This window comes from Vibrio sp. La 4.2.2 (assembly GCF_027586995.1).
In the GTDB taxonomy this organism is placed as follows: Bacteria; Pseudomonadota; Gammaproteobacteria; order Enterobacterales; family Vibrionaceae; genus Vibrio; species Vibrio mediterranei.
In genome coordinates this window covers 112,456-136,973 of record NZ_JAPPTJ010000010.1, presented here as the reverse complement: position 1 = coordinate 136,973, position 24,518 = coordinate 112,456, and the positions used below count along the sequence as shown (strand labels likewise).

The 24,518-nt window shown below is 43.4% G+C and carries 25 protein-coding genes; 5 read left to right on the top strand and 20 right to left on the bottom strand.

What is annotated here, in order from left to right:
- Positions 1-43 precede the first annotated feature (43 nt).
- Together rpoZ and gmk are read right to left on the bottom strand one after the other, a co-directional pair.
- Complete coding sequence (rpoZ, locus tag OH456_RS20625; RefSeq protein ID WP_006071268.1) at positions 44-316, bottom strand: DNA-directed RNA polymerase subunit omega; 273 nt, start codon at positions 314-316, stop codon at positions 44-46.
- Between the two features lie 178 nt (positions 317-494).
- On the bottom strand, positions 495-1,118 hold the full coding sequence (gene gmk, locus OH456_RS20620; protein WP_031494034.1) for a guanylate kinase: 624 nt from the start codon (positions 1,116-1,118) through the stop codon (positions 495-497).
- A 389-nt stretch (positions 1,119-1,507) separates the two neighbouring features.
- Here gmk and OH456_RS20615 point away from each other — a divergent pair, with 389 nt between their 5' ends.
- Complete coding sequence (locus OH456_RS20615) at positions 1,508-2,878, top strand: NCS2 family permease (RefSeq protein ID WP_270034164.1); 1,371 nt, start codon at positions 1,508-1,510, stop codon at positions 2,876-2,878.
- Between the two features lie 78 nt (positions 2,879-2,956).
- Here the strand turns inward: OH456_RS20615 and OH456_RS20610 are convergent, their stop codons facing one another.
- Both OH456_RS20610 and OH456_RS20605 read right to left on the bottom strand, forming a co-directional pair.
- Positions 2,957-4,078: a hypothetical protein gene (locus tag OH456_RS20610; protein ID WP_198558428.1), complete on the bottom strand. Its 1,122-nt coding sequence runs from the start codon at positions 4,076-4,078 to the stop codon at positions 2,957-2,959.
- Between the two features lie 22 nt (positions 4,079-4,100).
- Positions 4,101-4,967 (bottom strand): YicC/YloC family endoribonuclease, encoded by an 867-nt coding sequence (locus tag OH456_RS20605; RefSeq protein ID WP_031493547.1) that lies wholly within the window; start codon positions 4,965-4,967, stop codon positions 4,101-4,103.
- Positions 4,968-5,166: 199 nt separating this feature from the next.
- Here OH456_RS20605 and rph point away from each other — a divergent pair, with 199 nt between their 5' ends.
- Both rph and pyrE read left to right on the top strand, forming a co-directional pair.
- Complete coding sequence (gene rph / locus OH456_RS20600; RefSeq protein WP_270034162.1) at positions 5,167-5,883, top strand: ribonuclease PH; 717 nt, start codon at positions 5,167-5,169, stop codon at positions 5,881-5,883.
- Positions 5,884-6,054: 171 nt separating this feature from the next.
- Positions 6,055-6,696, top strand: coding sequence for an orotate phosphoribosyltransferase (gene pyrE, locus OH456_RS20595; protein WP_270034161.1), 642 nt, complete (start codon positions 6,055-6,057; stop codon positions 6,694-6,696).
- 55 nt (positions 6,697-6,751) lie between these two features.
- Here the strand turns inward: pyrE and OH456_RS20590 are convergent, their stop codons facing one another.
- Together OH456_RS20590 and coaD are read right to left on the bottom strand one after the other, a co-directional pair.
- A complete protein-coding gene (locus tag OH456_RS20590) occupies positions 6,752-8,158 on the bottom strand; it encodes an ArnT family glycosyltransferase (RefSeq protein ID WP_270034177.1) in 1,407 nt (468 codons plus the stop codon).
- A gap of 190 nt (positions 8,159-8,348) precedes the next feature.
- Positions 8,349-8,843 carry a pantetheine-phosphate adenylyltransferase gene (gene coaD / locus OH456_RS20585; RefSeq protein ID WP_124940402.1) on the bottom strand — a complete coding sequence of 165 codons (495 nt, stop codon included), beginning with the start codon at positions 8,841-8,843 and terminating at the stop codon, positions 8,349-8,351.
- A gap of 140 nt (positions 8,844-8,983) precedes the next feature.
- Here coaD and OH456_RS20580 point away from each other — a divergent pair, with 140 nt between their 5' ends.
- Positions 8,984-10,018, top strand: coding sequence for a glycosyltransferase family 9 protein (locus OH456_RS20580; protein ID WP_270034159.1), 1,035 nt, complete (start codon positions 8,984-8,986; stop codon positions 10,016-10,018).
- On the opposite strand, the gene OH456_RS20575 is transcribed toward OH456_RS20580, so the two are convergent.
- Complete coding sequence (locus OH456_RS20575; RefSeq protein ID WP_031493551.1) at positions 9,987-10,772, bottom strand: glycosyltransferase family 2 protein; 786 nt, start codon at positions 10,770-10,772, stop codon at positions 9,987-9,989. The genes OH456_RS20580 and OH456_RS20575 overlap by 32 nt on opposite strands.
- A 217-nt stretch (positions 10,773-10,989) precedes the next feature.
- Positions 10,990-12,042, bottom strand: a complete 1,053-nt coding sequence (locus tag OH456_RS20570) for a glycosyltransferase family 9 protein (RefSeq protein ID WP_270034158.1) — start codon at positions 12,040-12,042, stop codon at positions 10,990-10,992.
- A 75-nt stretch (positions 12,043-12,117) separates the two neighbouring features.
- On the opposite strand from OH456_RS20570, the gene OH456_RS20565 reads away from it, so the two are divergent.
- Positions 12,118-12,861, top strand: coding sequence for a 3-deoxy-D-manno-octulosonic acid kinase (locus tag OH456_RS20565; RefSeq protein ID WP_270034176.1), 744 nt, complete (start codon positions 12,118-12,120; stop codon positions 12,859-12,861).
- A gap of 32 nt (positions 12,862-12,893) precedes the next feature.
- Here OH456_RS20565 and OH456_RS20560 read toward each other — a convergent pair whose 3' ends face one another.
- From OH456_RS20560 to pseF, 12 genes are all read right to left on the bottom strand, one after another.
- A complete protein-coding gene (locus tag OH456_RS20560; protein ID WP_270034156.1) occupies positions 12,894-13,919 on the bottom strand; it encodes an O-antigen ligase family protein in 1,026 nt (341 codons plus the stop codon).
- Positions 13,920-14,223: 304 nt separating this feature from the next.
- Positions 14,224-15,486, bottom strand: coding sequence for a lipid IV(A) 3-deoxy-D-manno-octulosonic acid transferase (waaA, locus tag OH456_RS20555; RefSeq protein WP_270034154.1), 1,263 nt, complete (start codon positions 15,484-15,486; stop codon positions 14,224-14,226).
- A gap of 4 nt (positions 15,487-15,490) precedes the next feature.
- Positions 15,491-16,819, bottom strand: coding sequence for a 3-deoxy-D-manno-octulosonic acid transferase (locus tag OH456_RS20550; protein ID WP_270034153.1), 1,329 nt, complete (start codon positions 16,817-16,819; stop codon positions 15,491-15,493).
- 16 nt (positions 16,820-16,835) lie between these two features.
- The gene (locus OH456_RS20545) at positions 16,836-17,243 is read right to left on the bottom strand and encodes a GtrA family protein (protein WP_198558420.1); all 408 of its coding nucleotides are present in this window, start codon (positions 17,241-17,243) and stop codon (positions 16,836-16,838) included.
- Positions 17,236-18,201, bottom strand: coding sequence for a glycosyltransferase family 2 protein (locus OH456_RS20540; RefSeq protein ID WP_198558419.1), 966 nt, complete (start codon positions 18,199-18,201; stop codon positions 17,236-17,238). The genes OH456_RS20545 and OH456_RS20540 overlap by 8 nt, the downstream gene beginning before the upstream one ends.
- Positions 18,202-18,208: 7 nt before the next feature.
- Positions 18,209-19,225: a glycosyltransferase family 9 protein gene (locus OH456_RS20535; RefSeq protein ID WP_198558418.1), complete on the bottom strand. Its 1,017-nt coding sequence runs from the start codon at positions 19,223-19,225 to the stop codon at positions 18,209-18,211.
- Positions 19,222-20,265, bottom strand: coding sequence for a lipopolysaccharide heptosyltransferase II (waaF, locus tag OH456_RS20530; RefSeq protein ID WP_198558417.1), 1,044 nt, complete (start codon positions 20,263-20,265; stop codon positions 19,222-19,224). Before waaF ends, OH456_RS20535 begins: the two co-directional genes overlap by 4 nt.
- 28 nt (positions 20,266-20,293) lie before the next feature.
- A complete protein-coding gene (locus tag OH456_RS20525) occupies positions 20,294-21,076 on the bottom strand; it encodes a glycosyltransferase family 25 protein (RefSeq protein WP_242456546.1) in 783 nt (260 codons plus the stop codon).
- Positions 21,076-22,134, bottom strand: a complete 1,059-nt coding sequence (gene pseI, locus OH456_RS20520) for a pseudaminic acid synthase (RefSeq protein ID WP_198558416.1) — start codon at positions 22,132-22,134, stop codon at positions 21,076-21,078. The genes OH456_RS20525 and pseI overlap by 1 nt, the downstream gene beginning before the upstream one ends.
- The gene (locus OH456_RS20515; protein WP_270034152.1) at positions 22,124-22,774 is read right to left on the bottom strand and encodes a formyltransferase family protein; all 651 of its coding nucleotides are present in this window, start codon (positions 22,772-22,774) and stop codon (positions 22,124-22,126) included. The genes pseI and OH456_RS20515 overlap by 11 nt, the downstream gene beginning before the upstream one ends.
- Entirely contained in the window at positions 22,752-23,825 is a 1,074-nt protein-coding gene (gene pseG, locus OH456_RS20510) for a UDP-2,4-diacetamido-2,4,6-trideoxy-beta-L-altropyranose hydrolase (protein ID WP_270034151.1), read from the bottom strand. The genes OH456_RS20515 and pseG overlap by 23 nt, the downstream gene beginning before the upstream one ends.
- Positions 23,825-24,517, bottom strand: a complete 693-nt coding sequence (gene pseF / locus OH456_RS20505) for a pseudaminic acid cytidylyltransferase (protein WP_270034150.1) — start codon at positions 24,515-24,517, stop codon at positions 23,825-23,827. Before pseF ends, pseG begins: the two co-directional genes overlap by 1 nt.
- Position 24,518 lies beyond the last annotated feature (1 nt).

Here is a 24,518-nt window from a genome sequence, read left to right as displayed (position 1 = left end):
TTTAGGCCCGAAAGTCGATGGAACTCTGATTAGGTACTAGGAATTAACGGTTGTGAGCAATGCTGCTTACTGCCGCTAGTTCTGCAGCTTCTTGCTCTTGCTGCTCTTGACGTTCACGTGCATCTAGTACTTCTTTCGTGATCAAGCCTTCTTCGATTTCGCGAAGTGCGATAACCGTTGGCTTATCATTTTCTTCTGGCACTAATGCATCTTTACCACCGATTTGCATCTGACGTGCGCGGCGAGCCGAAATAAGAACTAGGTCGAAACGGTTACCAACTTTTTCAACAGCGTCTTGAACAGTTACGCGTGCCATAAGAACTCCAATAGTTAACTAAATTTTTGATGACGAGAAAGTATACAGGCTATTACGTTTAGATTCTAGATCACAAATGATCCTATTAGCTACTGTTACTTCTGGTTTATTGCATTATTTGCTTAGGGTGAGACCCTATTTTGAGCCTCACTTTGCAAGGAAGTGGTTAAAATCTACCTTACTCGGCGAGTAGGGCGTCTAACATACCTTTGTATTTCACCGCTTGTTTGTCTTGCTTAAGACGCTCAGCACGCAAAATAGCTTTAAAATCAACAAGTGCGCCGTCGAAGTCGTCGTTGACAATGACGTAATCGTACTCATTGTAGTGAGACATTTCTGACTTCGCTTCGCTCATGCGCTTGGCGATCACTTCATCACTGTCTTGGCCACGTACGTTCAAGCGACGCTCTAACTCACTGTTAGATGGTGGCAAAATAAAGACACTTTTCGCTTCTGGCATTTGTTCGCGGATTTGACGAGCGCCTTGCCAGTCGATATCCAAGAATACATCGATGCCTTTTTCTAGCGTCTCTTCAATCCATAGACGAGAAGTACCGTAGTAGTTTCCGAAGACTTCGGCGTATTCCAAAAACGCACCTTGTTCGATCAACGATTCAAAATCGGTTTTCTCAACAAAGTGATAATGAACGCCGTCTTCTTCACCAGGACGCATACCACGAGTCGTGTGAGACACTGATACTTTCATTGCGTATGTCGGGTTTTTTTCCAACATTGCTGAAATTAAGCTCGATTTACCAGCACCGCTTGGTGCTGACACGATATAAAGCGTACCTTTACCTATCATTTTTCAGAGTCCACATCTTGGTTGAAGGGGTAGAGAATATCGTTATTTGATACTTCTATTCTATACGTTCACTGACCAAAGCGTTTAAAAATCGGCCAGAAAAATGGAGGCGAAGAGTATCATGTTTGCTAGGAGCTCGACAAGTCATCCGGTGAGTGCTCAGGCAACGTGTGGCTGCATTTTAAAAGGGAGCAAAAACACCGCGGAAGCCAGTTGTTCTTTTTGCCTGAAAGCAAACGTTTGCTTAAATATCAACGTTTTGTTTTTAAAGAGATAAAAATAACTCACAAAAGCATTGATTTATTCCTGAGTCTGATTAGAATTCGCGCCAATATTTCTATCGCGCATACGTTTGCGTCTCCCTTTTTATCGCTATAGGTCCTACTGTGAGTGCAGAACTAACCGGGCAACGCCAAGCTAGCCCTACTATCATTGAATCCACCTTCAAAGTGAGTGAGCGTAAGTCCACTATCGGTACTGAAGTATATGCTGGCTTTATCACTTTCCTCGCTATGAGCTACATTTTGGCGGTAAACCCAGCCATTTTGGGGGACATTCCTGGAATGGACCGTGGCGCTGTATTTACAGCAACGGCTTTGGCTGCGGCCTTCGCTACGCTAATCATGGGTATTTTTGGAAACTACCCAGTGATGCTAGCCCCCGGCATGAGCATGAATGGTTTCTTTAAAGGTATGCTACTAAGTGGCTCAGTGGCATTAGTTTGGCATGAAGCGCTGCTTGGCATCTTCTTCTCGGGTGTTGTCTATCTTATTTTATCGCTAACTAAAATACGCAAAGCGATGATTGAGTCGATTCCAGAAGATTTGAAACTCGCTATTACCGTATCTCTTGGTTTATTTATTGCGTTTCTTGGTCTTAAGAATGCGGGCATTATCGTATCCAACCCGATTATTCTCGTGAGTATGGGCGATATTTCTGACCCGAAAGTCATCATCGCTTATATCAGTATCTTTATCGCATTAGGCTGTATGGTTCGCGATATTAAGTTGGCGACATTTATCTCTTTTGTGTCTGCCATCGTGCTTACGATTTTGGCTGATACCTTCATGGGAACCAACAATGCGCCAATCCCTGAACAACTCGTGGCAATGCCACCAAGCATGGCGAGCAGCTTTGGCGCCATCTTCGATTTCTCAGGGATTACCGCAGAGAAGATGTTTGATCTGCTGTTTATTATGATCATCTTTTTGATTGTCGATTTCTTCGATGGGCTCAGTACTATCGTAGGGGTAGGTCGTGATGCCGGTATCATTGATAAAGATGGTAAGGTGCCTAACGCCCGCTCAGCGCTGATTGCAGATGCAGGCGGTACAGTAATGGGTTCAGTGTTTGGTACCACATCAGTCACGGCATTCTCAGAGTCTGGTATTGCCTCATCGCAAGGTGCAAAAACTGGCTTAGCTGCAGTCGTCGTAGCGGGTCTATTCCTACTATCACTCTTCCTATACCCGTTGTTCTCGCTATTCTCTGCGGCAATGGTAGCGCCAGCTATGGTCGTGGTTGGTATCTATATGATTGGTCGCTTAGGTGATATTCAATGGGAAAAGAAAGAGTCTCGCATCGCTGCCTTTTTCACCATTATGTTTACCGTATTAAGCTTCTCACCAGCAAATGGTATGGCGATGGGCTTTATCAGTTATGCATTTAGTATGGTTGTGGCAGGGAAAGGGAAACAGGTGCATCCTGTGATTTATGTGTTATCTGTGGTGTTTATGGCGTATTTGATTTTGCTATAGAAACTAGTGACAGAGAGTCGCCACTAGTTAGGTGATGAGCCCAATGGTCCTTTGAGATTCAAAAGGACCATTGGTTAGCTATGCACGATATATTTTGTTGAGGACTTTATACTTGTAATCGTAGTTTTCCTCTATGAGCCTTTTATTATCGACAATATCAATTGCATTGTTTGTAATGTTGTCAATGAGCTCAGCTGTATTGCTATAGATACCTGCATTAATGCCATCATTTTGGCAAAGTTCTATCTCATTATTAGAGCCACGTTCAACATGTACACTGCCACATCCAAGAGCAATGTAACTCTTCGCTGTTGTCATGCTCCCTCTATATTGGAGGATAAGGTGATTACAAGAATTGATTAGGGCATTGTAAGATATTGCATTCGATGCTGTTGGATAGCTTATATCGATATTTTTCCTCTTGATGTTCCTCATGTAAATACAGTAAAGGTCAAGAATAATTCGTACCGACTTATCTTTTTTGTAAGTAAAAACCATGTACTTGTAATCAAGAAGTTTCCCTCTCGAGGATAACTCCTTAAAAACACCCAGAATGTACTTGATGCTAAATACTCCCTGCTTTGCTCCGAAGAGAATTTTCTGTTCCGGCTTAGAGCTTTTCTTATCTTCTTCATATAACCGTGAGAACAACCGCCAAGTATTGTCTGGCAACGAACGGAATGCATCTCTAGCATCAAATATCTTGAAGTTATCGCGTTCTAAAACATACTGAAGTTTCTCTCTGAATGGGGTTTCTGCAGCAATGAAATTTTCTATTTTGGGTATAATACGTAAGCAAGCATCACTCATAAAATTCTTCTTGGTGATAGTTAGCTCTCCGTACTGCTTTTTCGTACTCACCCAACGATTCACTTCATCTTCAGTAAGATGCACATAGATTTTTTCAATCAGCTTGGGTGTTGTGGTAATCATCTGCTCTAGTTGACTACTATTATTGGGGTTGAGTGATATCGTAGTGATACTTCTGCACTCACTAAACTCATCTAAGCTACAATCACTAAAATTGTATGCAGGTACTCCACAAACTGAGTTGCACTGATTGCTAATTTGATTGTCCAACGCGACAAAACAAATATCATCAGAAGGTATTTCACATCGATTTATCAATAAATCGATGTAAAGCTCGGCGAACATCTGACCATAGCTGCCAATGATGATATTTTTATCTATTAATCTCATGGTGTTTAGGGCCTTGTTGGTGCTACTCGATGTTTTGGATTTGCTCGCGCATCTGCTCGATAAGAACTTTAAGTTCTACACCCGATGCCGTGATATCGGTGCTAATAGACTTAGACGCCAGTGTGTTCGACTCACGGTTGAACTCTTGCATCATGAAATCGAGACGACGACCTATAGAGCCACCTTTCTTCAAAATGCTGGTTGTCTCTTTTACGTGAGAGTCTAGGCGATCCAGTTCCTCAGCAACGTCTGATTTCTGTGCCAGTAGAATGAGTTCTTGCTCTACGCGTGAGGTATCAAGCTCGATTTTTGCTTCTTCAAACTTGTTCAGTAGACGTTCACGTTGCCATTCAAGGATTTCTGGCATACGCGCACGGACCTTAACTACTTCAGCAGTGATCGCTTCAAGACGCTGGACGATTAGCGCCTTCATATTTTCACCTTCACTAGCACGAGCATCGATGAAGTCGCTAAGACCTTGCTCGAAACCCTCAAGCAATGCTTTATTGATGGTATCCATATCCTGTTCAGGTGTTTCCATAACACCAGGCCATTGCATCACTTGGAATGGATTTAGGCGGCTATCTTCACCTGTCATTGTCATAACTTGCTTTGCTGCACCAATTACTTGCTGAGCCAGTGTCTCGTTGATGCTTAACTCACCTTTTGCAGCAGGGTTTGCTTCGAAGCGCAAGTGGCATTCTACTTTACCGCGTGCTAGGCGTTTGCGGAAACGTTCACGAAGTACAGGTTCTAGACCACGAAACTGCTCAGGAAGACGGAAGTAAGTTTCTAGATAACGTTGGTTTACTGAGCGGATTTCCCATACTGCGCTACCCCAGTCACCTTTGACTTCTTTACGCGCGTATGCGGTCATGCTGTAGATCATGGATTGATTTCCTTGGATTGATAAATTGTTCAAACTGTCTTCATGTTAGCATAGTGAGGTGCGCTAAGTCATACACGATGAGATATCCAATGGTGGATGTATTGAATTGTCCCTAGCACTTAGGATGCTAGACCCGTAAAGCCATCTTCGCTATAATCCTCGCCCAACCAAATCCTCTTCCCCAACAAAGGTAATGTCCATGCGTCCAAATGATCGCGCAGCAGACCAAGTGCGCCCAATAAAAATTACTCGCAACTATACCGCTTATGCAGAAGGTTCTGTATTAGTCGAGTTCGGCAATACCAAAGTGTTGTGTAATGCAACGGTAGAGGAAAATGTACCTCGCTGGCTAAAAGGCCAAGGTAAAGGCTGGGTAACTGCAGAATACGGCATGCTACCACGCTCAACGCATTCGAGAATGCGTCGCGAAGCAGCGAGTGGTAAGCAAGGCGGTCGTACTATGGAAATCCAGCGTCTTATCGCACGTAGCCTTCGCGCTGTTGTTGATTTGGAAGCAATGGGTGAAGTCATGGTCACTGTCGATTGTGATGTGATTCAAGCGGACGGTGGCACACGTACGGCGTCTATTTCAGGTGCAAGTGTGGCAATGGCAGATGCGTTCGCTCACTTAGTTGCGAAAGGCAAACTAAAAGCGAACCCAATGAAAGGCCACGTTGCTGCAGTATCTGTCGGTATTTTAGGCGAAGACATCCTATGCGATCTTGAGTATACCGAAGACTCAGCTGCGGATACCGATATGAACGTGGTAATGACTGAAGACGGTCGAATGATTGAGATTCAGGGGACAGCGGAAGGCGAACCGTTCACTCACAAAGAACTAATGGCATTGCTAGAGTCAGCAAATAAAGGCATTGCCGAGATCGTTGCAGCTCAGAAGCTGGCATTAGAAGATTGATTGATAGCTCCCGTAAGGGGGCTATTTTTTTGACTAAGATACAGGCTAACGTCGTATGTCATTCCTGCGTAGGCAGGAATCTACTCAAAGCGAGCGACAACTTTGACTAGACCTTTGTCTAAATCAGGTATGACAATGGCATACCTAAACACAACAACCGAGAGAGAAAAAATGAAAGCATACCAGCGTGAATTTATTGAATTTGCACTAGAAAAAGAAGTTCTAAAATTTGGCGAATTTACCCTTAAATCTGGTCGTAAAAGCCCTTATTTCTTTAACGCTGGGCTTTTCAATACTGGCCGTGACCTTGCACGTCTAGGTCGCTTCTATGCAGCAGCGTTAGCAGATTCTGGCATTGATTATGACGTGCTGTTTGGCCCTGCATATAAAGGCATCCCTATTGCGACAACGACAGCGGTTGCGCTGGCTGACCACCACAATGTGGACACTCCTTACTGCTTCAACCGTAAAGAAGCAAAAGACCATGGTGAGGGTGGTAATTTGGTTGGCAGCCCATTAGAAGGCCGCATTATGTTGGTTGATGATGTGATTACCGCCGGTACAGCGATTCGCGAGTCGATGGAAATCATTAAAGCTAATGGCGCGGATCTAGCAGGCGTACTTGTTGCTATTGACCGTCAAGAAAAGGGTAAAGGCCAGCTATCAGCGATTCAAGAAGTAGAACGTGACTTCGGCTGTGCGGTCATTTCGATTGTAAGCTTAACTGACCTTGTAACTTTCCTTGAAGAGAAAGGTGATAACGCTGAGCACTTAGAGGCAGTGAAAGCGTATCGTGCAGAGTACGGTATCTAACTATTAGCAAAGTTAAAAAAGGGTCGGTATGCTTGCATACCGACCCTTTTATTTTTTAGTTACTTGGCTTTATTTTACAAAGTAACGCCATTCTATCGTGACTCTCGGCTACAGCTTGCTTGCTACAGTCGTACTTTTCCTTAAATGGAATAAAGTCACGCTGTCTATCTTTGTACGAGATGATGTAGAACTCGTTTAACCCTTTCACTTGGTCATCCGACTCAAACACCTTAGCTTGACCGTTACTGTAGTACTGGCCTGAGTATGATCTAGGGTAGACGTAGAAAGTACGGACATTAGGATCGATAGTTTCAAAGATCGCCTTATCACTGTTATCAGCAATCTTACCTGTAGCGAGCATATAAGTTGCTGCAATCAGCGCCACTGGAACAATCAGTGATGCAATGGCAAACCAAATGGTGTCCTTCTTCTTCCAGAAAATGGCCAACAAAATACCGATAGCTGGTGTGCCTGGGAGAACATAGGTTGGCAAGATATTGCTCGACATAGTAAATAGAATCAACGGAGACAACGCCCACCAAATTGCAAAACTGGTAAAACCGTGATTCTGCTTTGCTTGCTCCCAACCAAATTTGGCGCGAACTAGCATCAAAATAGGCAGAATGATTGACCATGGTAATACTGCCAATAGCCAGAAGAACCAGATTTTTCCTTTGGGCTCTTCATGACCAGACCCGTATAGGTCACCTGTCCAGCCAGGCTCAACAAAACGCTTATAGTGTTCGCCAACGATAAAGTAATCGATAAAGCCAGGTGTAGCGCGTTCAGCCATAATGTACCAAGGTAGGGCAATGGCAAGCATTAACAAGGTGCCTTTGATGAGCGGGAAACGACGCCAAAGTTCAACAAACGCACCGATAATGCCATGCTGAACCACCATCCATGGGAAGACCGCGATACCAAATAAGACGATGGCTACTGGTCCTTTAGCCAGTAAGCCAATAGCGAGACCTGCAAAGCCAACGTAGCCCCATAGAGTCTCACCACGCCAGCATTGATAGAAGCCAATCATCGCTAGTGTTAGACCCACGGTAAGGGCCATGTCTGTCATCACTGCACCTGCAGAGATGGAGAAAATGAGCGTCGTCGATAACACAACCGCAGTGACAAGCGGGTTATAACCATTCTTTTTCGCGAACCATGCCGCTGCCCATACCACTAATACTCCGGCCATCCAGTGTGGAAGACGTAAAGTAAACTCAGACAAGCCAAATAGCTCGACACTTGCCGCACTCATCCAAGTGAATAGCGGCGGTTTGCCCCAGAAAGGCACCCCATAATCAAACAGAGGTGTTAACCAGTTTCCGGTTTCCACCATCATTCTCGCCATTTCTCCATAACGTGACTCGGTTGTATCCATAAGAGGATAAAGTCCAAGAGAAAGTAGGCGGATGAGCAACGCACCAATTAGCAAGGTCCACAGCGTTCGCTCTTTATTCATCATTTTGTTAGCTCCAACTTGTCGCCAAAAAAGATAACAGGGTCTCTGTTACAAACCAAAACAGGATGATAGCTATATCATCCTGCCAAATAAAAACTCACGAAGTCTCACACATTCTTTAAGTGTAGGTCAATAAATTGGCAATCAATCTATTGTTAGGGAGTGTAATTTTAAAAACAAAGTTCCACAGTTAGACGACTTTTTTAGTTTGAAGTGCCTTTTCAATTAAAGGTGGTACAAACTGACTAACATCACCGCCATGGATGGCGACTTCTCGAACTAAGGTTGAAGAAATAAAGGCATGCTCTTCTGCCGGAGTTAGAAACACACTCTCTAAACCGGGTAGCAAGCGTCGGTACATATTGGTCAACCCGAATTCATACTCAAAATCGACAGTGGTTCGTAAACCACGAATAAGTACATTGGCCTTCTGTTCTTCAGCAAAATTCACCAGTAGTCCAGAAAACCCTTTGGCTGAAACATTTTCTAAATGCTTGGTGACCTCGCGAGCGAATTCTACACGTTCATCCAGCGTAAACATGGTGTTCTTACTTGGACTTGCTGCAATCGCTATGATCACTTCATCAAACATAGTGGCCGCTCGTTCAATAAGATCAAGGTGGCCATTGGTGATAGGGTCAAATGTACCCGGGTAGATAACTCGAGATAAACGCTTTTGGGTCACAATGTTTGCTCTAGTAAGAAATTTTGTTCAGTGTAACATTTTATAGATGCGAACAAACAGGCATGCAACAGTTATCATTAATCCAATGACTTGCTATTATCCTGAGTTGCTAGGTATACGAGATAAAAGAGAAAGATCACATGAAAAACATTCTGGTAGTTCGAAACGATAAAATCGGTGATTTTATGTTGGCTTGGCCGAGCTTCGCTATGCTAAAAGCGTCTATGCCGGAATGCCGCATTACTGCGCTTGTACCCAGTTATACTGTCGCTTTAGCGAAAGCATGTCCGTGGATTGATGAAGTGATTATTGATTGTGGAGAAAAGGCGGATAAACACGCTCAGGCAACACTCGTAAATACCTTAAAAGGTGCGAAATTCGATGCATCGATTAATTTATTCTCAACGACATATAACGCTTTATTGGTTTGGAAAGCAAAAATCCCATACCGACTCGCCCCTGCAACTAAGTTAGCGCAAATCTTCTACAACAAACGCATCAAACAAAAGCGCTCGCAAAGTGCTAAGCCAGAATACGAATATAACCTAGATCTAATTCGAGCATTTTTAAAAGACCAAAAAATCGATATTGTCGAGCCTCGCGCACCATATTTCTCTTTCTCCCTTGATGCGTTAGCTAAGCAAAAAGAAAAGCTCTCTTCTCAACTAGAACTAAATAAAGCTAAACCATGGATCTACGTACATGCTGGAAGTGGTGGCTCAGCCAATAATCTATCTTTAGAACAATATTGCGAGTTGATTGCAGGTATCAAACATAGTGCTGAAATCGTGCTGACTGCTGGGCCCGGAGAACAAGACAAGGCAAGAGTGCTGCAACAACTGCTTGCGAGCAACGATATTCGCAGTGTGGTTTATGATAAGAATGACGGGCTGGTGGATTTTTCATGCTCACTCGCATGTGCAAGCTTGTTTGTTGCTGGTTCGACAGGTCCATTACATATCGCGGCGGCTTTAGATGTTCCAACTGTTGGTTTTTTCCCCGCTAAGCGTTCAGCAACACCGCTGCGTTGGAAGCCTTTGAATTCAGATGGCAGGCACATTGCTTTCTGTCCACCAAAAGCTGAGGACAAAGCGAGCCAAGAGAATATGACTCGCATTGATTTAGTTCAGGTAGCAGCGGAGCTTAATCCTTGGGCGGCTGAGTACTTGTCCTAACCCACAAGTCAGCGTATTTCACAAAGGTGGAGTGCGCTGACAAAATTGATAACAAAAAGCCCTGCTTACCATCCAAGAATCCAGCTTTAATAATGTACATTTTTACAAAGCAAGCAATAGCATGAATGATCCCTTGAGAGATACTTGAGCGTTTTCCACGTTTCTCTCGCTGTTCTGCCCAAGCTTTTGCGTAGCCAGCAGATTTGACTAAATAATGATGGATATCATCGTAGGTGTAGTGGATTAAGTCACCTTTCAACGTCTCAACTTGCATGTCGCCATTCGTTTCAACTTTTTCGTGAACCAAAGAATCATCGTATTGAGTTAGTTTGGTTGGATAAAGACGCAATACTTTGTCAGGATACCAACCGCAATGCTTAATAAAGCGCCCAAATACCCAACTAAGGCGGGCAAATTGGTAGATAGTGGAAGGTAGGTTCTTTTCTACAGCCTCTACAATACTGTGCTTAAGTTCAGGAGTAACTCTCTCATCGGCATCAAGCCAGAATACAAAGTCTGACTCTACATGACTTTGTGCCAAGCGTCGTTGTGGTCCAAACCCCGGCCACTCAGGGTTTGCATGAAACTTCGCACCGAACTCCGCTGCTATTTCCGCGGTATCATCAGTACTACCAGAATCCATAATGACGATTTCATCCACCCAGCCTTGCACAGACTCGAGACAGGCACGTAGGTGCTTGGATTCGTTTTTTACAATCATTGCGACAGCAAGTGTTGGTTTGGTCACGGTAATGGTCCTTGGTTTGTACCCCCGGTTATTATAGAGGGGTAATGTAATTCGTAAATTTTCGCCGTCCCCAATTATCTCGTCATCCTCACGAAAGTGAGGATCTCCCAAAGCGAGTGACTATACGTGAATAACGGCCTAGTAATTAAAGCGTACTCAACTCCACAGCACGCTTCATGAGATCCCATTTTTCAAGGGGATGACGGTGGATTTACCCCTTGGATTAACCTAGTCTTTCCGCCTCGATAACCCGATCGAACATTTCAATCACGTTATCTGACGAAATTCGCTGCATTGCTTTTTTATCCTTAACTCGAGCGCGCCAACTGAGCTCTGCACTTGGTTTCCCCGTCTCAGCTAAAATCGCCTCTTCATATACAGACACTACATAATCCTGATAATTATATGGCCCAGTACGCTTTGGGTTATGGTGAGCATACAGGCCTATAACTGGAGTTCCCATGGCGTTAGCCATATGAGTAGGACCAGTGTCTGGTGCAATAACTAAATCGGCTAGATCAAGAAGGGCAAGCATTTGGAGCAAGCTACTTTTACCAACCAGATTAGTAATAGGCGATGAGAGACTTTTCTCAATCTTTTCACTAAGCTCAATTTCGATCTGAGCAGGGCTTCCCGCGAGTAGTATATTCCAGCCTAGCTGTATCGCATGTTCAATCACATCCACATAGCCGTCGGCGGTCCAGTTCTTATAGCCTTTACTTGCCGCGGGCACGATGACCAAATTGCGCTTATCAGCAACATATTGCTTAGCCCAGGCATGATCTTCCTCAGAGTATTGAAGTTGCCATGTAGGTTCTGTGGCTAGTATTCCCAGCGTTTCGGTAAAAGCCATTAGCCCATCAAGAACGTGCATTTTTCTCGGGGACGGAACTTTTACATTAGTAAATAGACCTTGAAAGTCTTGCGCACGCTCTCCATCAAAACCAAGCTTATATTTTGCCTTGATGCCTAATGTCGCAATGCTAGCGCGAAATGCGTATTGCATGTGTAACAGAGCGTCAAATTGCTGTCCTTTCAATTGCTGCCAAAGCTGCTTGTAGCCTTGCCAACCAGTTTTTTTATCAAAGACAACAACCTTGATACCAGTAATGCTCTCTAACAACCGAGCCTCAAGCTTACCAGTAATCCAAGTGATTTTAGTCTTAGGCCAATAGGCCTGAATGGCTTGCACGGCTGCAATGGTATTACAGACATCACCAATGGCAGACAGACGCAAAATACATATGGATTGAGGTGGGGTATCAAAAAGTGCCATAAAATCGCAAAGCTAGAGTCAGATGTAAAGATTATGCAGGGGGGCGGAATGAATGTAAAATCAGATGGATGGAAAATGACTCTCCACCTTCATGTAGCCCCCTTATATTGGAGCAAGAAATTGAAAACAGTTAAAAACAACAACACAACTTACTGGTTTGATGAAAGCTTGCTGAAGGAACCGATCGAAAAGGTGTTTGACCCCCAATATTGGCAAGATAATAACCGAGTCATTGGCAGCGCTCAAGGGCGCGGAACAACGTGGTTTGTAGAAACACAAACTATCGAGGGGGCACTACGTCATTATCGCCGTGGAGGCTTGTTCGGTAAATTGGTGAAAGACCAGTATTGGTTTTCGAGCTGGGACAAAACTCGCAGCTATCAAGAGTTTCAATTGCTTCAAACCTTGATTAAAGCTGGGGTCAATGTGCCAAGACCGATCGCTGCACAGGCAACTAAAATGGGCATTTATTACAAAGCTGACTTGCTGAGTGAAAAAATCCCCAATGCTCGAGATCTTGTTTCTATTTTGCAGGAGAAGGTGTTACCAGAGTCAATGTATCGAAAGATTGGTAAAGAAATTCGTAAGATGCATCAAGCTCAGGTGAACCACACTGATCTCAATATCCACAATATTCTGATTGATAATCAGGAGAAGGTTTGGATTATTGATTTTGATAAGTGTAGTAAGCAGGCTGGTGACAACTGGAAGCAATCTAATTTAGATCGACTGAAGAGATCGTTCCATAAAGAAATACTCAAAGCTAATATACAGGTAACCGAAAACGACATTGTTTTACTCTTGTCTTCAGCAGCTTAGTCTCAGACAAAGACTAAGCTGCCGTTATTTCTCTATTGAACTGATGGCTTATTGGATGAAGCTAACAGAATAGGAAGCGTTAGGACAAAAGATAGGAAGTAAAATTGCGAATAAACAGCATAATCTGCAAAATTACTGTAAAAGCTGTTAAACATTATGTAGGAAAAAATCGTAGCCACAAACATAAAACTGGAGTACCGGAATTTTTCATTGGATACTTCAGCTGCCCGATAACCTTGTATGATCAATATCATGAGTAATGCGGCGTATAACAAAGAAAAAACAAGCCCATTTTTAAATATTTGGTCCAAATAGCTGTTGTGAAGGTCCGTAAAGCCCCAGTTATTTCCGCCATATGTAAGGCTTTCACTTAGCTCTTTAGGGAGTGAGCTAAGTGTATTCTCAAATGCAATTTCAGGTTTGTCTAAGCCACCACCAAAGAGTAGGTATTGTTTATCTTCAGATGCATTAACTTTGGACAACTCCCACGCAGTTCTAATCATGACAATTCGAGCTTGAATCGACTCGCCCTGAATCGATTCTGCTGAAAAGCCTCGATCAACGACCTCTCTTTGGAATGTATCCATTTGAAACACTGAAAATGTAAGCAATAAAACGGCGAAGATATATTTCCAACTACCTCTAATGATGACTATCGAAAACCCAAATAAAATAATAGCAATAGATACAATGCCACCTTTACTCCCAGCAAGTAACGCTGCAAAGACTGATAGTGCTACAAATGCTAAAGCGACAACAGTTTTGAGTAAATGCCTACTGCTCAAAATATAGACTAATGAAATCGTTATTCCAGTTGTTAGAACTACTGGCCAACGGCTATAGCCTATACGTCCCCAAAGCCTAACAGTCTGTTCGCTAAAAAAATCATAAACATAGGCAAATAGGTATAGGTCGATAAAAATGCAAACTAGTATACTTAATAGAAAAGCAGTCAAGGACCACCATATTGCTTTTGGCTTCGTATAGGCTGTTACCAAAAAGGCTGCAGGGAGGAGTAAGTATAAATACTTCTGTATATATACTAGTGAATCAAGCATTGTTCCTTTTGAAAAAAAGGAGAATAGTAGGCCTAAGACAAATACTAAAGTAGAAGATCTTAGTACAAGAGACTGTGAACGGTTTAGTTGAATCTCATTCTTGAAGTAAAGTGCGAAAGTTGTTAGCAAGTAAGGGTATAGAAATATATTCATCCCAGCTTTAGAAGATGGGATAGATAAAGCCAATCCGATTAGAAAGAAAATATTACTTCGCACTAAGATGTCATAAGACTTTGTCACTGTGTTGTCTCTCATTTCATAATATATCAATTAGTAAGGGTAACCGCGATTGCTGCGGGTAGGCTTATAGGTTCAAAGCACTTAATGTCCGTTCGATGGCCCCTTTGTTAGACTGAACAAAGCTCTTTGCTACTTCCCCAATTTGGGCTCTATATGATGGATCTTTCATTAGCGCTAGAATGGTGGTCGAAGCGGTTGCTGTATTGTCTATGATATCGCATGCTCCAAGCTGATTTAATTGTTCAGTGATGTCTTTGAAATTAAAATAACTAGGCCCTGTTATCATTGGGATACCAAGTGCAGCTGGTTCCAAAAGATTGTGCCCCCCTACTTTGTTACCTAGTAAACTACCTCCCATAAAGCAAACATCAGATGCGGACAGCAGAGTCATCATTTCACCCATGGTATCGCCCAAAAAGACCTCAGTATTTGGAGTGATAGGCTGCTTCTTCGTTCGTCTAGTAACCGTGAAGCCGTATTTTTTAATAGCATCAAGCACGCTTTGAAAACGTTCTGGGTGTCTTGGTACCAGAATCATCAGAGCCTCAGGCAACTGCCTTAGAATTTCTCTATGGACAGCTAGTAATAGCTCATCTTCTCCTTCATGAGTGCTAGAAGCAATCCACACCGGGCGATCTGCCATCTGTTGTCGTAGTTTTTTACCCGCTTCAATATCTCGTTCATTAACGGAAATATCAAACTTAAGCGAGCCCGTGACACTAACTTTTTCTGGTTGGACGCCGAGACGAATAAATCGCTCAGCGTCATCTTGGTGTTGGCAGAGAAAGGTTGAAATACGGTTAGATAGCAGGTTGAAAATAGGCTGAACCTTGGCATAGCGTTGACAAGAACGCTCGGAAAGCCGGGCGTTAAGTATGGTAATCGGGATGCCGTTTTTTGCTACCCAGTGTAGGGTGTTTGGCCAAAGCTCAGTTTCTACAATAAGAAGTTGACTTGGATGGATTGCTTTTAAGAATCCTTTCACAGCAAAACCAAAATCGAGCGGCATATAACGATGCTCGATTATATCTCCTAACTTACAGGCTTGCTCTGCTCCTGTTGGTGTTGTTGTGGTCAATACAACAACAGTTTCCGGGTGAGCTTTCTTGAGCCTTTTTATCAGTGGAGATATTGCAATGACTTCACCGACAGAGACAGCATGAATCCATATAGGCTGAGAGCTAGTGTTTGAGAGAACAGGCGTAAACCCAAAATGTTCTTTCCATCGTCCACTAACACTCGGCTTATCCTTTTTCTTTTTGAACAAACCGTATAGAAAAAAGGGGCTGACGATAAAAAGCAACAACGTATAGACTTGACGCAGCATTGCTCTACCTATGTTCTTGTAAGTTGTATTTTTCAGGCGTTGCTTGCAGGAACGCTTCTACTTGGTCGGCGTAGTTCACCTTATATGAGTACTTAATGCTGTCGTGAGAGGCAAGTAAGTTGATCATAATAATATAAACGCAGAACAATGGTGCAATCTTGTTCATTATCTGGGGCTTCTCGTTGCTCCACTTCTGCACCGCGAACAACATTGGAATAAGGGCAATTGGGTAGACTAGGATCAAGTGCCAATAAGAAAACGTAATCGGAGACAAGCCCGCACTGACTAGTACCCCAATTACGGCACCAAAAGCATACAGTTTAAGCCATAGTGCCTTGTCAGAAAGGGCTTCTGTAGATGTTGAGCGTTTAATTTTACTTTTGATTTGTTGCCACCAGTCCCAATTCGCTTTTATTGAAATCAGCACACTGAGCCCGCCAATAATAAAAATGAGACCTTTCCAAGCGTATAAAGCGGTCATTCTTAACCACTCGATACTGGTGAGCCAATCAAACTCACTATATGCAATTACCTTATTCGAAAAAAGCAGAGAGGCGTAGCGGAACCAATATAGCAATGCTTTGAGCACAGGATAGACGTGAACAAGCCCGTAGCCAATATAGCGATCGCTTTCACGGCTGAGCTGCTCATTAACCATGTACTCTAGTAGATACGGAATCAACGACAGTCCAAGTGCCAGTATGGCTGCTGCCAAACCTAACCACGAGACTTTACCCATACCTCGATATAGTAGATAGAGAGAAAGTACAGCCAGCACAGGCCAGGAATAATGAAGCTGCATTGCTAAGCCGATAGACAGGATGTGCAGGAAGGTATACAGGAACGTATTGCCACCTTCGCGCATCTTGAAGGCGCTCCAAAGATGCAAAGCGGCAAAGAAGCACAAATAAGAGGGGTTGTAGAGCAGGCTATCGTACAGCAGCCATGGATTTAGCCAATAAAGTGCTAACAATGCCAGACGCATTGGCTTATTGAAAACTTGCTTAATCACCGAGTCTAAAAGGAGAAGTGACAAAATGCGCAGAGCAAATAGTAAAACTACTGGGGCCCAAGGTGAGTCCCAGAGCAATAAAGGTCCTGCAACCAACCAGGTTGTTAGTGAGCCCGGTACGCTGCCGACAGCACTAGCGGCATTGCCAAAGTTAGTCCAGATTCCGGAGTAAGCCGCCAAGTAGCCTTTGTGCAGCATTTGTATTTGATCGCCCGCAATGATTTGATTGTTGGCGTAAATGAACGCAAAGGCTAAACCAACCCCAAAACCTATTAAATAAAGGGTTGAAAAATGTTTTTCTAGGAATTTTTTTGACAGCATAAGATCACTCTAGAGATTATTTTTTAGTGGCGGTATCGTTTGGCTCTGAAAAAGTCCAGATTTTATGAACAAGATAGGTAATGATGGGCAATATCACCACTACAATCAATACTCTAATATAACTGTTAACATCACTGAATAGCGCACTAATGCTTTGTGCTACCATCAGTGAAGCAAATTGAACAGTGAAAAATCTAACCGCATTCCCCCAGTTTACTTTGTTCTTGAATACAATGAGCGTCTGAGCAAAGTAAGAAAAAAAGAACGCAATAGTAAAACCACAAACATTGGCGTAGAGCACATTGTCTTGAATAAAGTGAAGAAACAGAAAGGCAACAGCAATGTGAATTGCCGTTGCCATACCACCTGTCAAAATGAATCTTACTATCCGATATTGTAGTAATCGGTTAAGGAGATCAGTCATTTTGCTTCTCTTCAGGGGCGTCTTGGTACTTGTCACTCTCAACAATATAGCTAGGCCGACGCTTAGATTCCATGTAGAGTCTGCCTACATATTCACCAAGCACACCAATGCCTATTAACTGCACTCCACCCAAAAATAGAATGACGGTAATCAAAGACGCATAACCAGGAGAGTCGATACCAAAGATCAGCGTCTTAATGACCGTGATGCTAAGATACAAAAAGGCAAACGCTGAAATGACACTGCCAATATACAGCCAAATACGCAGCGGCGCAGTACTAAAACTGGTGATGCCATCTAGTGCAAAGTTCCACAGCTTCCACCCATTAAAACTGGTCTCTCCGGCTTCGCGTGACTCACGTTTATATTCGACAACCGCTGTTTTGAAACCCACCCAAGAAAAAATCCCTTTCATGAAGCGCTGGTTTTCAGGTAACAACTGAATTGCCTTGAGAACTCGTCTGTTGATTAAGCGAAAATCTCCAACATTTTCTGGGATCTCCACGTGTGCCACCGCGTTATGAAACTTATAAAATAGCTCGGCAGAGAGTTTTTTCGCCCATGAATCCGTGCTGCGATCGACTCGTTTAGCCACTACAACATCAAACCCCTTATTCCATTCGCGTAGAAAATCATGAATCAATTCAGGAGGGTCTTGCAAGTCGGCATCAATTGGAATGATGACTTCTCCGCGAGCCAAATCCAGTCCTGCAGTCAGCGCGGCCTCTTTACCAAAGTTACGAGACAGGTTTACTGTTCGAACGTGATGATCTTGTTCTCTTAAAGATTCCATCACACTTAAGGTGTCGTCTTTACTGCCATCATTAATTAAAATGACTTCGTAGCTGTACCCGGTGTCTTGTAGGACCGATGAAATTCGTTCCATGAAAATAGTTAGTACGGCCTGTTCGTTATAACATGGGCATACTACAGAGATAATGGGCTCGGAGTTTGACATAAGTAACCTATAGAGCGTGTTTAACAGCGTCGATAATCTGTTGATTCGACGGAATATCACCATTGGCATTCATAACAATATTATGGCGTCCGTCGAGGGGTGTATAGCGAAATGGTACGGTCGAATAAAAAATACCAACGGTTGGTGTATGTGTTGAGACTGCAATATTTCTCACACCTGTATCCGGAGCCACTACCAATATCGCTTTAGAAACGTAACTGACGAGCTCATCCAAAGGCAAACAGGGCTGAATTTTAAAGTTGTCATGCGTTTCCAGGTGACGGACAAAATCGCCTTTTTCAAAATCGTTTTTGCCTTCCAGATAGACATGTTCATAATCAGGAAGTTCCTTAACCGCGCTCTCGAGTAGCTGTTTCATTTGTTGCTCAGACAAAATTTTTGACTTAGTAGAAGCGCCATTGAAGTAAAGTATTTGCGGTTTATCCTCTGTTGATTCTACGACATCTAAATTACTTGGGTAGGCAAAATCCAGAGGTCTCTGTGGAGCGTGCCCCAGCATTTTCAACATATCTAACATACACTCCACTTCAGGCTGATAATCCGAACGAAATACGGAGATGTTGTAGAGAGTGCCATTCAAGTATGGTTTGTAGGGAAAGCCAAATTTCAACTTTGCCTTGCTTAGTGCCATCATCCAGTAAGAACGCGCGGTACCCGCCAAGTCAAAAATAATATCTTGCTCAGAAAGTTGAGAGAATTCCTGATACTTCTTTTTCAGTGTCATCTCAGCCTTTTTCTCTCGGCCGGATACAAAAATGGTTTCGTCAGCTAGATCAGACGGCATGCCATACTGGTAGTTAGATACACCGACTAGGGTAATTTTAGCGTTCGGGAAAAATCGTCTGGCTTCGGTCAGAAATGGACGCACGATCACTAAGTCACCCAGTGCTGCTTGACGAATGACGGTGATATTTTTGACTTTCTCTGGTGAAAAATCGTTGTGTAGATATTGCTCGGCCTTCTTCGAGATATAGCCGCCGCGCTCACACCAGTAGTATTTCATTGCAAATTCTCTTTTGAGTTTAGTTGATGGATTGCGTCCAGAATCCACTTTGGTGGCAAGTCCACCAAACATTTCAAGTGCCCAAGAGGGCATTCACGTTTAAAGCAAGGGCGACATTCAATGTCAGTATGGATTATTTTCACGTTGTCGCTGAGTGGTGGCGTATAGTCCGGTGAACTTGAGCCATAAATAGCCACTATGTTGCAGCCCACTGCCGCTGAGACATGCATTAACCCAGAGTCGTTGCTGATAACCGTATCGCATGCCGCCAACAGATCAACTGCTTCGGTTAATGAGGTGCTTCCTGCCAAATTATGACAATATTGCATCGCTTCAGGGGGCAGTGCTTTTCGTATGCTCTCGGTCACCTGTTTGTCTTTTTGTGAACCGAACAACCAGACCTGATGACCCTCTTCAATCAGGGATTGTGCAACCTTAGCATAGTGTGCATCTGGCCAGCGTTTAGCCGGTCCAAATTCTGCTCCGGGACACATGCCGTAGACCTTTCGATACGTCGACAGGCTGAATTTATCAAGTGCCTGCTGTTGAATGGACGCGTCGATAGTAAATGCCGGACGGGGGCAAGACGACAGCTTCACCTCTTGTAGCATGGTCTCTTTCGTCGACGCGAGCGCGACAAAGCGCTCTACATAGTATTGAAACACCCGCTTATCAGGGCGTAAGTCGTTGAGGAGGCCGTAGCGCATTTCTCCTTTCCAGCCAATGCGCTTCGGGATACCAGCGAAAACGGGAATCAGTGCAGATTTGGCAGAGTTGGGTAAAACAAATGCATGGGTATACCGTTCACCCTTCAACTTGCGACCTAGTTTCCAGCGCCCTGTGAGGTCAAAAGAACCATGGCCGATAGGCATTTCTATTGCTCTATTTACTTGCGGCATCCTCTCCAAGATAGGTTTACACCAAGCAGGAGCCAGCACATCAATACTGGCATTTGGATAAAGCTCTTTGAGGCGAATATAAAGGCTTTGAGACATAACCATATCGCCGACCCAAGAAGGACCAATTACAAGAATTTTCATCGAAACGTTCTGACGTTGTATAGCTCTATTAGGAATCATGTGTCTTGCTTTTTTTTAACTGACTTAATCCAACCTGATTCCAGATTACTTGTCGAATGAACCTATAGAAGCGATACAATTCACGAGTTAATTTGAAAATAATTTTAACCTTTGTTTTTCCGCCAGTTTGAATAGTGGTTTCAAAGTCGGCAGGATTGTATACGGCATAGGGTAACAAACCTGCACAGACAAGCTTGGTTCGATAGGACTCACCTATTTGATTATCCACTGCACATAGCCATCTACGGTTACCGTCTATCAACTTTTTGGCGCCAGAAGGAGATATTGCATAAGCTCGAGCTCCTTTAGAATTGTCGTGCCAAAGAACGGTTTGATATGAACCATCGCTTTCTATCGGTGAAAAACCTTTATCTTGTGCTTCTAGACGAAGGTACTCATACCCGTTATCTATCAAACTTGGCACAATAGTTAATGCAGACGTGAAAAATTCTGTAGGCAGAAAATCATCTTCCATCACAATTATTGGTTCATTAAGCGCTACACACTTTTGCCAAAGGCGAAAGTGGCTGGCATAGACACCTCGCTCTCCTGGTGACAAAGGACGACTTCTAAACCATTTTCGATGATTATGATCAAGTAAAGGCTCTAGATCATCAGGGAGGGCATTTCTACCATCAATAGCATCAAAAAATGCGAACGGCACCTTTAAATTGCCAAGGTTATCAAGCACGCGTTGACGTCTATCAGTACTACGTTTCAAGTTGATCACATAAATTTTCATATGCTTTGATACTGTCTTTCTGGTATTCACTACATGTTCTTCAAGTGTTCAATTGTTAGGGGTGTACCTCTAACAAGATCTACATCTGCAACTTTGCCTATGACGTCTTTTAAGTATTTAGGAGGCAACCCATAACCAGGTCGTATTGAACGAATATTATTGGAGGTTAAAGGCTCCCCTGCTTTCACATCCTTCACGACATAAAGAGAGCGGCGAAACTTCACATTGCCTTTTTCTGCTTCTGTGCGTTCATAGTTTACCTTGCCAAGTGCAGCCCAGGCGGTTTTAGTATCATGACAAAGCGCTTTCAATTCTGAGGGTTCAAGAGAGAAGCTATCATCTGGACCACCACCGTTTCGATCTAAAGTCACATGCTTCTCTATCAAGCATGCACCTAAAGAAATAGAAGCCACGGCAGTTGCATTATCAATTGTATGATCGGAGAGACCTGAGAGAACACCGAAGCGTTCTTGCATATCCGCAATGGTTCTTAAGTTATACTGCTCGGCTGGAGCAGGGTACCCGCTCACACAATGAAGAACTACCAGGTCACTACACCCATTGCTTTTTGCCACGGTAATAGCCTCATGTATCTCTTCTTCGTTTGCCATTCCTGTGGACATGATCATCGGCTTACCAGTTTTAGCTACGCGCGCTATCAACGCATGATCAACAAGTTCGAAGGAGGCGATTTTATAAGCAGGAGCTCCCAGCTCTTCCAGCAAGTCCACGGCGGTGAAGTCAAACGGAGAGCTAAATATCGTGATTCCGATCTCCTTCGCTTTCTCAAACAGAGCTTGATGCCATTCCCATGGCGTATGCGCCCATTCGTAGAGCTCATATAGAGAACGGCCATCCCATAAGCCTCCGTGAATTTGGAAGTCTTCTTTGTCACAATTGATAGTTATTGTGTCAGGGCGATAAGTTTGTAGCTTAATTGCATCCGCTCCAGCCTTCTTGGCTTCTTCAATAATCTTGAATGCGTTATTGATATCACCATTGTGGTTTGCTGACAGCTCAGCGATTATATATGGCTCGAAATTAGGACCAATCTTACGTCCTTCAATCTGAATATGCTCATTGCTCATTATCTTTCTCCAATCGGACGTAGTATTTGATGTTATTGATTATAACGTATGCCGGAAATCGCTCAGGGTCACATACTCTAAGCAAGTTGAATTGAGAGCGAATAGAAGCGTCGGCGTCTAGTTGGCTATCTTCTGGCGTTCTTTTTCTATAGTAGCAGGATTCGACATTCTCTGACTGAGCCGTGGCATTACTTTGATCTATGTGCTCGCATGCCCATGATATAAGTTCAATTTCTGCTGAAAAAAGCTTGTGATTAATCTCATCAAACAATTCATGACCAGACAATGGAATGCTTATTTTCTGCCAAACGTCACCAGTATCGACTCCGTCTTCGGCGTTTAGAAGAGAAAGGGTTAGCTCATTACCGCCATTGACTATTTCCCATATATGAGGGCTCCAGCCACGACCTTGAGGTAAGTCACTCGCGTGAAGCACAAGCGTATAGCGAAATAGTTCCCTTGTCTGTTTGTGCACAATTTCAGAGCAGGATACCAAGAATAGAATATCCCCAGAGCCGCTAAGTTCGCTGATGTTGGTTACCAGCTCAATTTGGTGATTGGCAGCATTGTTCGCTACCCATGCCTCCAAATAAGGAAAAACAGGGTGTGTGTTGCTGCTACAGACAATGGCTATTTTCATAATCTAACTCAAGTATTTTTTCGGTCACTCTATAAACACCTTTACCGTCGCAAATCTGGAGGCTTGCTTGGTGTAACGAGGTCCACTTAGTAAGAAGTTGTTCGTATGCATTGAGGAGGTCAGATTCAATATTCTCTAAATTGACTTGTAATGCGACACCTTGATTTACCAATTGAGCACATATCTCTTTCTGGTTGTCTGCAAGAGGAATGACAATACTTGGCAGACCTAAACAAGCTCTCTCCCAACTAGTACTACCGGGCGCCCCAATAGCAATATCATGCTCTAACATCAGATTTGCCATATTTTCGGAAAAATCAATGTGAGTTACTTTATCGCGACCCTGACACCAATCTCGCAGATGCTGATAATTTGGAGAGCGGTTACTTAACAGCACGGTGAAACTGGCATTTACCTCCCCGTTTAAGGCTTCTAGAACTTTGAGTGAAGCATTCGGCGCGTCAATTCCACCCATAGAAACTAGGACTTTGGGAGCCTTTTCAGGCTTTACTCTATTTTTACCAGAAGGGTGTAGCTGTGAGAATTTCTCATCTAAAAGTGCATAATTGCTGCCGGCTAATACTGTGCCTTTAGACTGATAGTCTGACGCTTTCCTTCCTAGGGTTTGATCTATGATTAGGTCGGCAGAATGGACTCTAACTAAGTCGTCAATACTCATTAGTAGGCTTTTCTGTCGAGAACGAACGATTTTTTGCCAAAGCTTGTCGATAGCGTAGTGATCGCTAATTACCCATTGGGCATCTTCCACAGAACGCAAGAAATCGTTCGCATCCTCTTCTGGTGTGCGTTGTAGCCAAGCAATGTAGTCTTTGTCACTGCTTGGGACAACAGGAACCTTGGGTGGTGTGAGCTTAATAACATCAAATCCACGGCTTTGAATGTAGCTTATCATGTCGCCTTTTTGTGGTAAGCAAGCGAAACTGACTTGATAATTATGCTCCCTCAGAGAAGTAGCAAGTACCAAGCACCTCATAACGTGTCCGCTACCTATCCAAATCGAAGCGTCAGTCCTGAAAACGACTTTTTTCATCACGATTTTTCTATCAATGAATATAACGTTTCTGCAAAATGCCAGTCTTCATCGGTATCAATGTCTTGCACTCTTTGCCTTGGAAGTAGAACGACTCTAGAGTGAGGTGAGAAGAAGGATTTCCTTTCAAGAAAAGCCGATTTTTTCCCCCAGTAGAATTGCCCTGCATCGTGATATGCTTCCTCCAAATCTTGAGAGCGTACCAACTCATTTTCAGGTGCAAACATTGTTACTGCACCAGATGTCGAGAGTTTGATAGCTCGTTGAATCGGGAAAGGAAAAGATGTCGCGCTGAATACGAACTCAATTCTCTTATCGGATACCAGTTTTTGATACCCCTGTTTTAAGTCCTTAGCGGTAACAAATGGTGCTGTCGCATATAAACAACAGACGTGGTCAACCTCGACCTGCTGATGCTCATACCATTGAATAGCATGATGGATGACGTCGATTGTAGTCGCATGATCATCAGATATGTCATCTGGACGAATAAAAGGAACCTCAGCACCACACTGCTTAGCAACTTCAGCGATTTCCTGATCATCTGTCGACACAATGACTTTATCAAAGCAGCCTGAACTCAACGCGGCGTCAATTGAGTAGGCTATCATGGGCTTACCGTGAAATAACTTAATGTTTTTGCGCGGTATTCTTTTGCTTCCGCCTCTCGCTGGGATAATGGCAATTTTCATG

Excerpts from the sequence above, each read along its gene's own strand:
- rpoZ (WP_006071268.1), bottom strand. The coding sequence starts at position 316 with ATGGCACGCGTAACTGTTCAAGACGCTGTTGAAAAAGTTGGTAACCGT.
- OH456_RS20610 (WP_198558428.1), bottom strand. The coding sequence starts at position 4,078 with ATGAGATTAATAGATAAAAATATCATCATTGGCAGCTATGGTCAGATG.
- OH456_RS20605 (WP_031493547.1), bottom strand. The coding sequence starts at position 4,967 with ATGATCTACAGCATGACCGCATACGCGCGTAAAGAAGTCAAAGGTGAC.
- rph (WP_270034162.1), top strand. The coding sequence starts at position 5,167 with ATGCGTCCAAATGATCGCGCAGCAGACCAAGTGCGCCCAATAAAAATT.
- pyrE (WP_270034161.1), top strand. The coding sequence starts at position 6,055 with ATGAAAGCATACCAGCGTGAATTTATTGAATTTGCACTAGAAAAAGAA.
- OH456_RS20590 (WP_270034177.1), bottom strand. The coding sequence starts at position 8,158 with ATGAATAAAGAGCGAACGCTGTGGACCTTGCTAATTGGTGCGTTGCTC.
- OH456_RS20580 (WP_270034159.1), top strand. The coding sequence starts at position 8,984 with ATGAAAAACATTCTGGTAGTTCGAAACGATAAAATCGGTGATTTTATG.
- OH456_RS20570 (WP_270034158.1), bottom strand. The coding sequence starts at position 12,042 with ATGGCACTTTTTGATACCCCACCTCAATCCATATGTATTTTGCGTCTG.
- OH456_RS20565 (WP_270034176.1), top strand. The coding sequence starts at position 12,118 with ATGACTCTCCACCTTCATGTAGCCCCCTTATATTGGAGCAAGAAATTG.
- OH456_RS20560 (WP_270034156.1), bottom strand. The coding sequence starts at position 13,919 with ATGCTTGATTCACTAGTATATATACAGAAGTATTTATACTTACTCCTC.
- waaA (WP_270034154.1), bottom strand. The coding sequence starts at position 15,486 with ATGCTGCGTCAAGTCTATACGTTGTTGCTTTTTATCGTCAGCCCCTTT.
- OH456_RS20550 (WP_270034153.1), bottom strand. The coding sequence starts at position 16,819 with ATGCTGTCAAAAAAATTCCTAGAAAAACATTTTTCAACCCTTTATTTA.
- OH456_RS20545 (WP_198558420.1), bottom strand. The coding sequence starts at position 17,243 with ATGACTGATCTCCTTAACCGATTACTACAATATCGGATAGTAAGATTC.
- OH456_RS20540 (WP_198558419.1), bottom strand. The coding sequence starts at position 18,201 with ATGTCAAACTCCGAGCCCATTATCTCTGTAGTATGCCCATGTTATAAC.
- OH456_RS20535 (WP_198558418.1), bottom strand. The coding sequence starts at position 19,225 with ATGAAATACTACTGGTGTGAGCGCGGCGGCTATATCTCGAAGAAGGCC.
- waaF (WP_198558417.1), bottom strand. The coding sequence starts at position 20,265 with ATGAAAATTCTTGTAATTGGTCCTTCTTGGGTCGGCGATATGGTTATG.
- pseI (WP_198558416.1), bottom strand. The coding sequence starts at position 22,134 with ATGAGCAATGAGCATATTCAGATTGAAGGACGTAAGATTGGTCCTAAT.
- OH456_RS20515 (WP_270034152.1), bottom strand. The coding sequence starts at position 22,774 with ATGAAAATAGCCATTGTCTGTAGCAGCAACACACACCCTGTTTTTCCT.
- pseG (WP_270034151.1), bottom strand. The coding sequence starts at position 23,825 with ATGAAAAAAGTCGTTTTCAGGACTGACGCTTCGATTTGGATAGGTAGC.
- pseF (WP_270034150.1), bottom strand. The coding sequence starts at position 24,517 with ATGAAAATTGCCATTATCCCAGCGAGAGGCGGAAGCAAAAGAATACCG.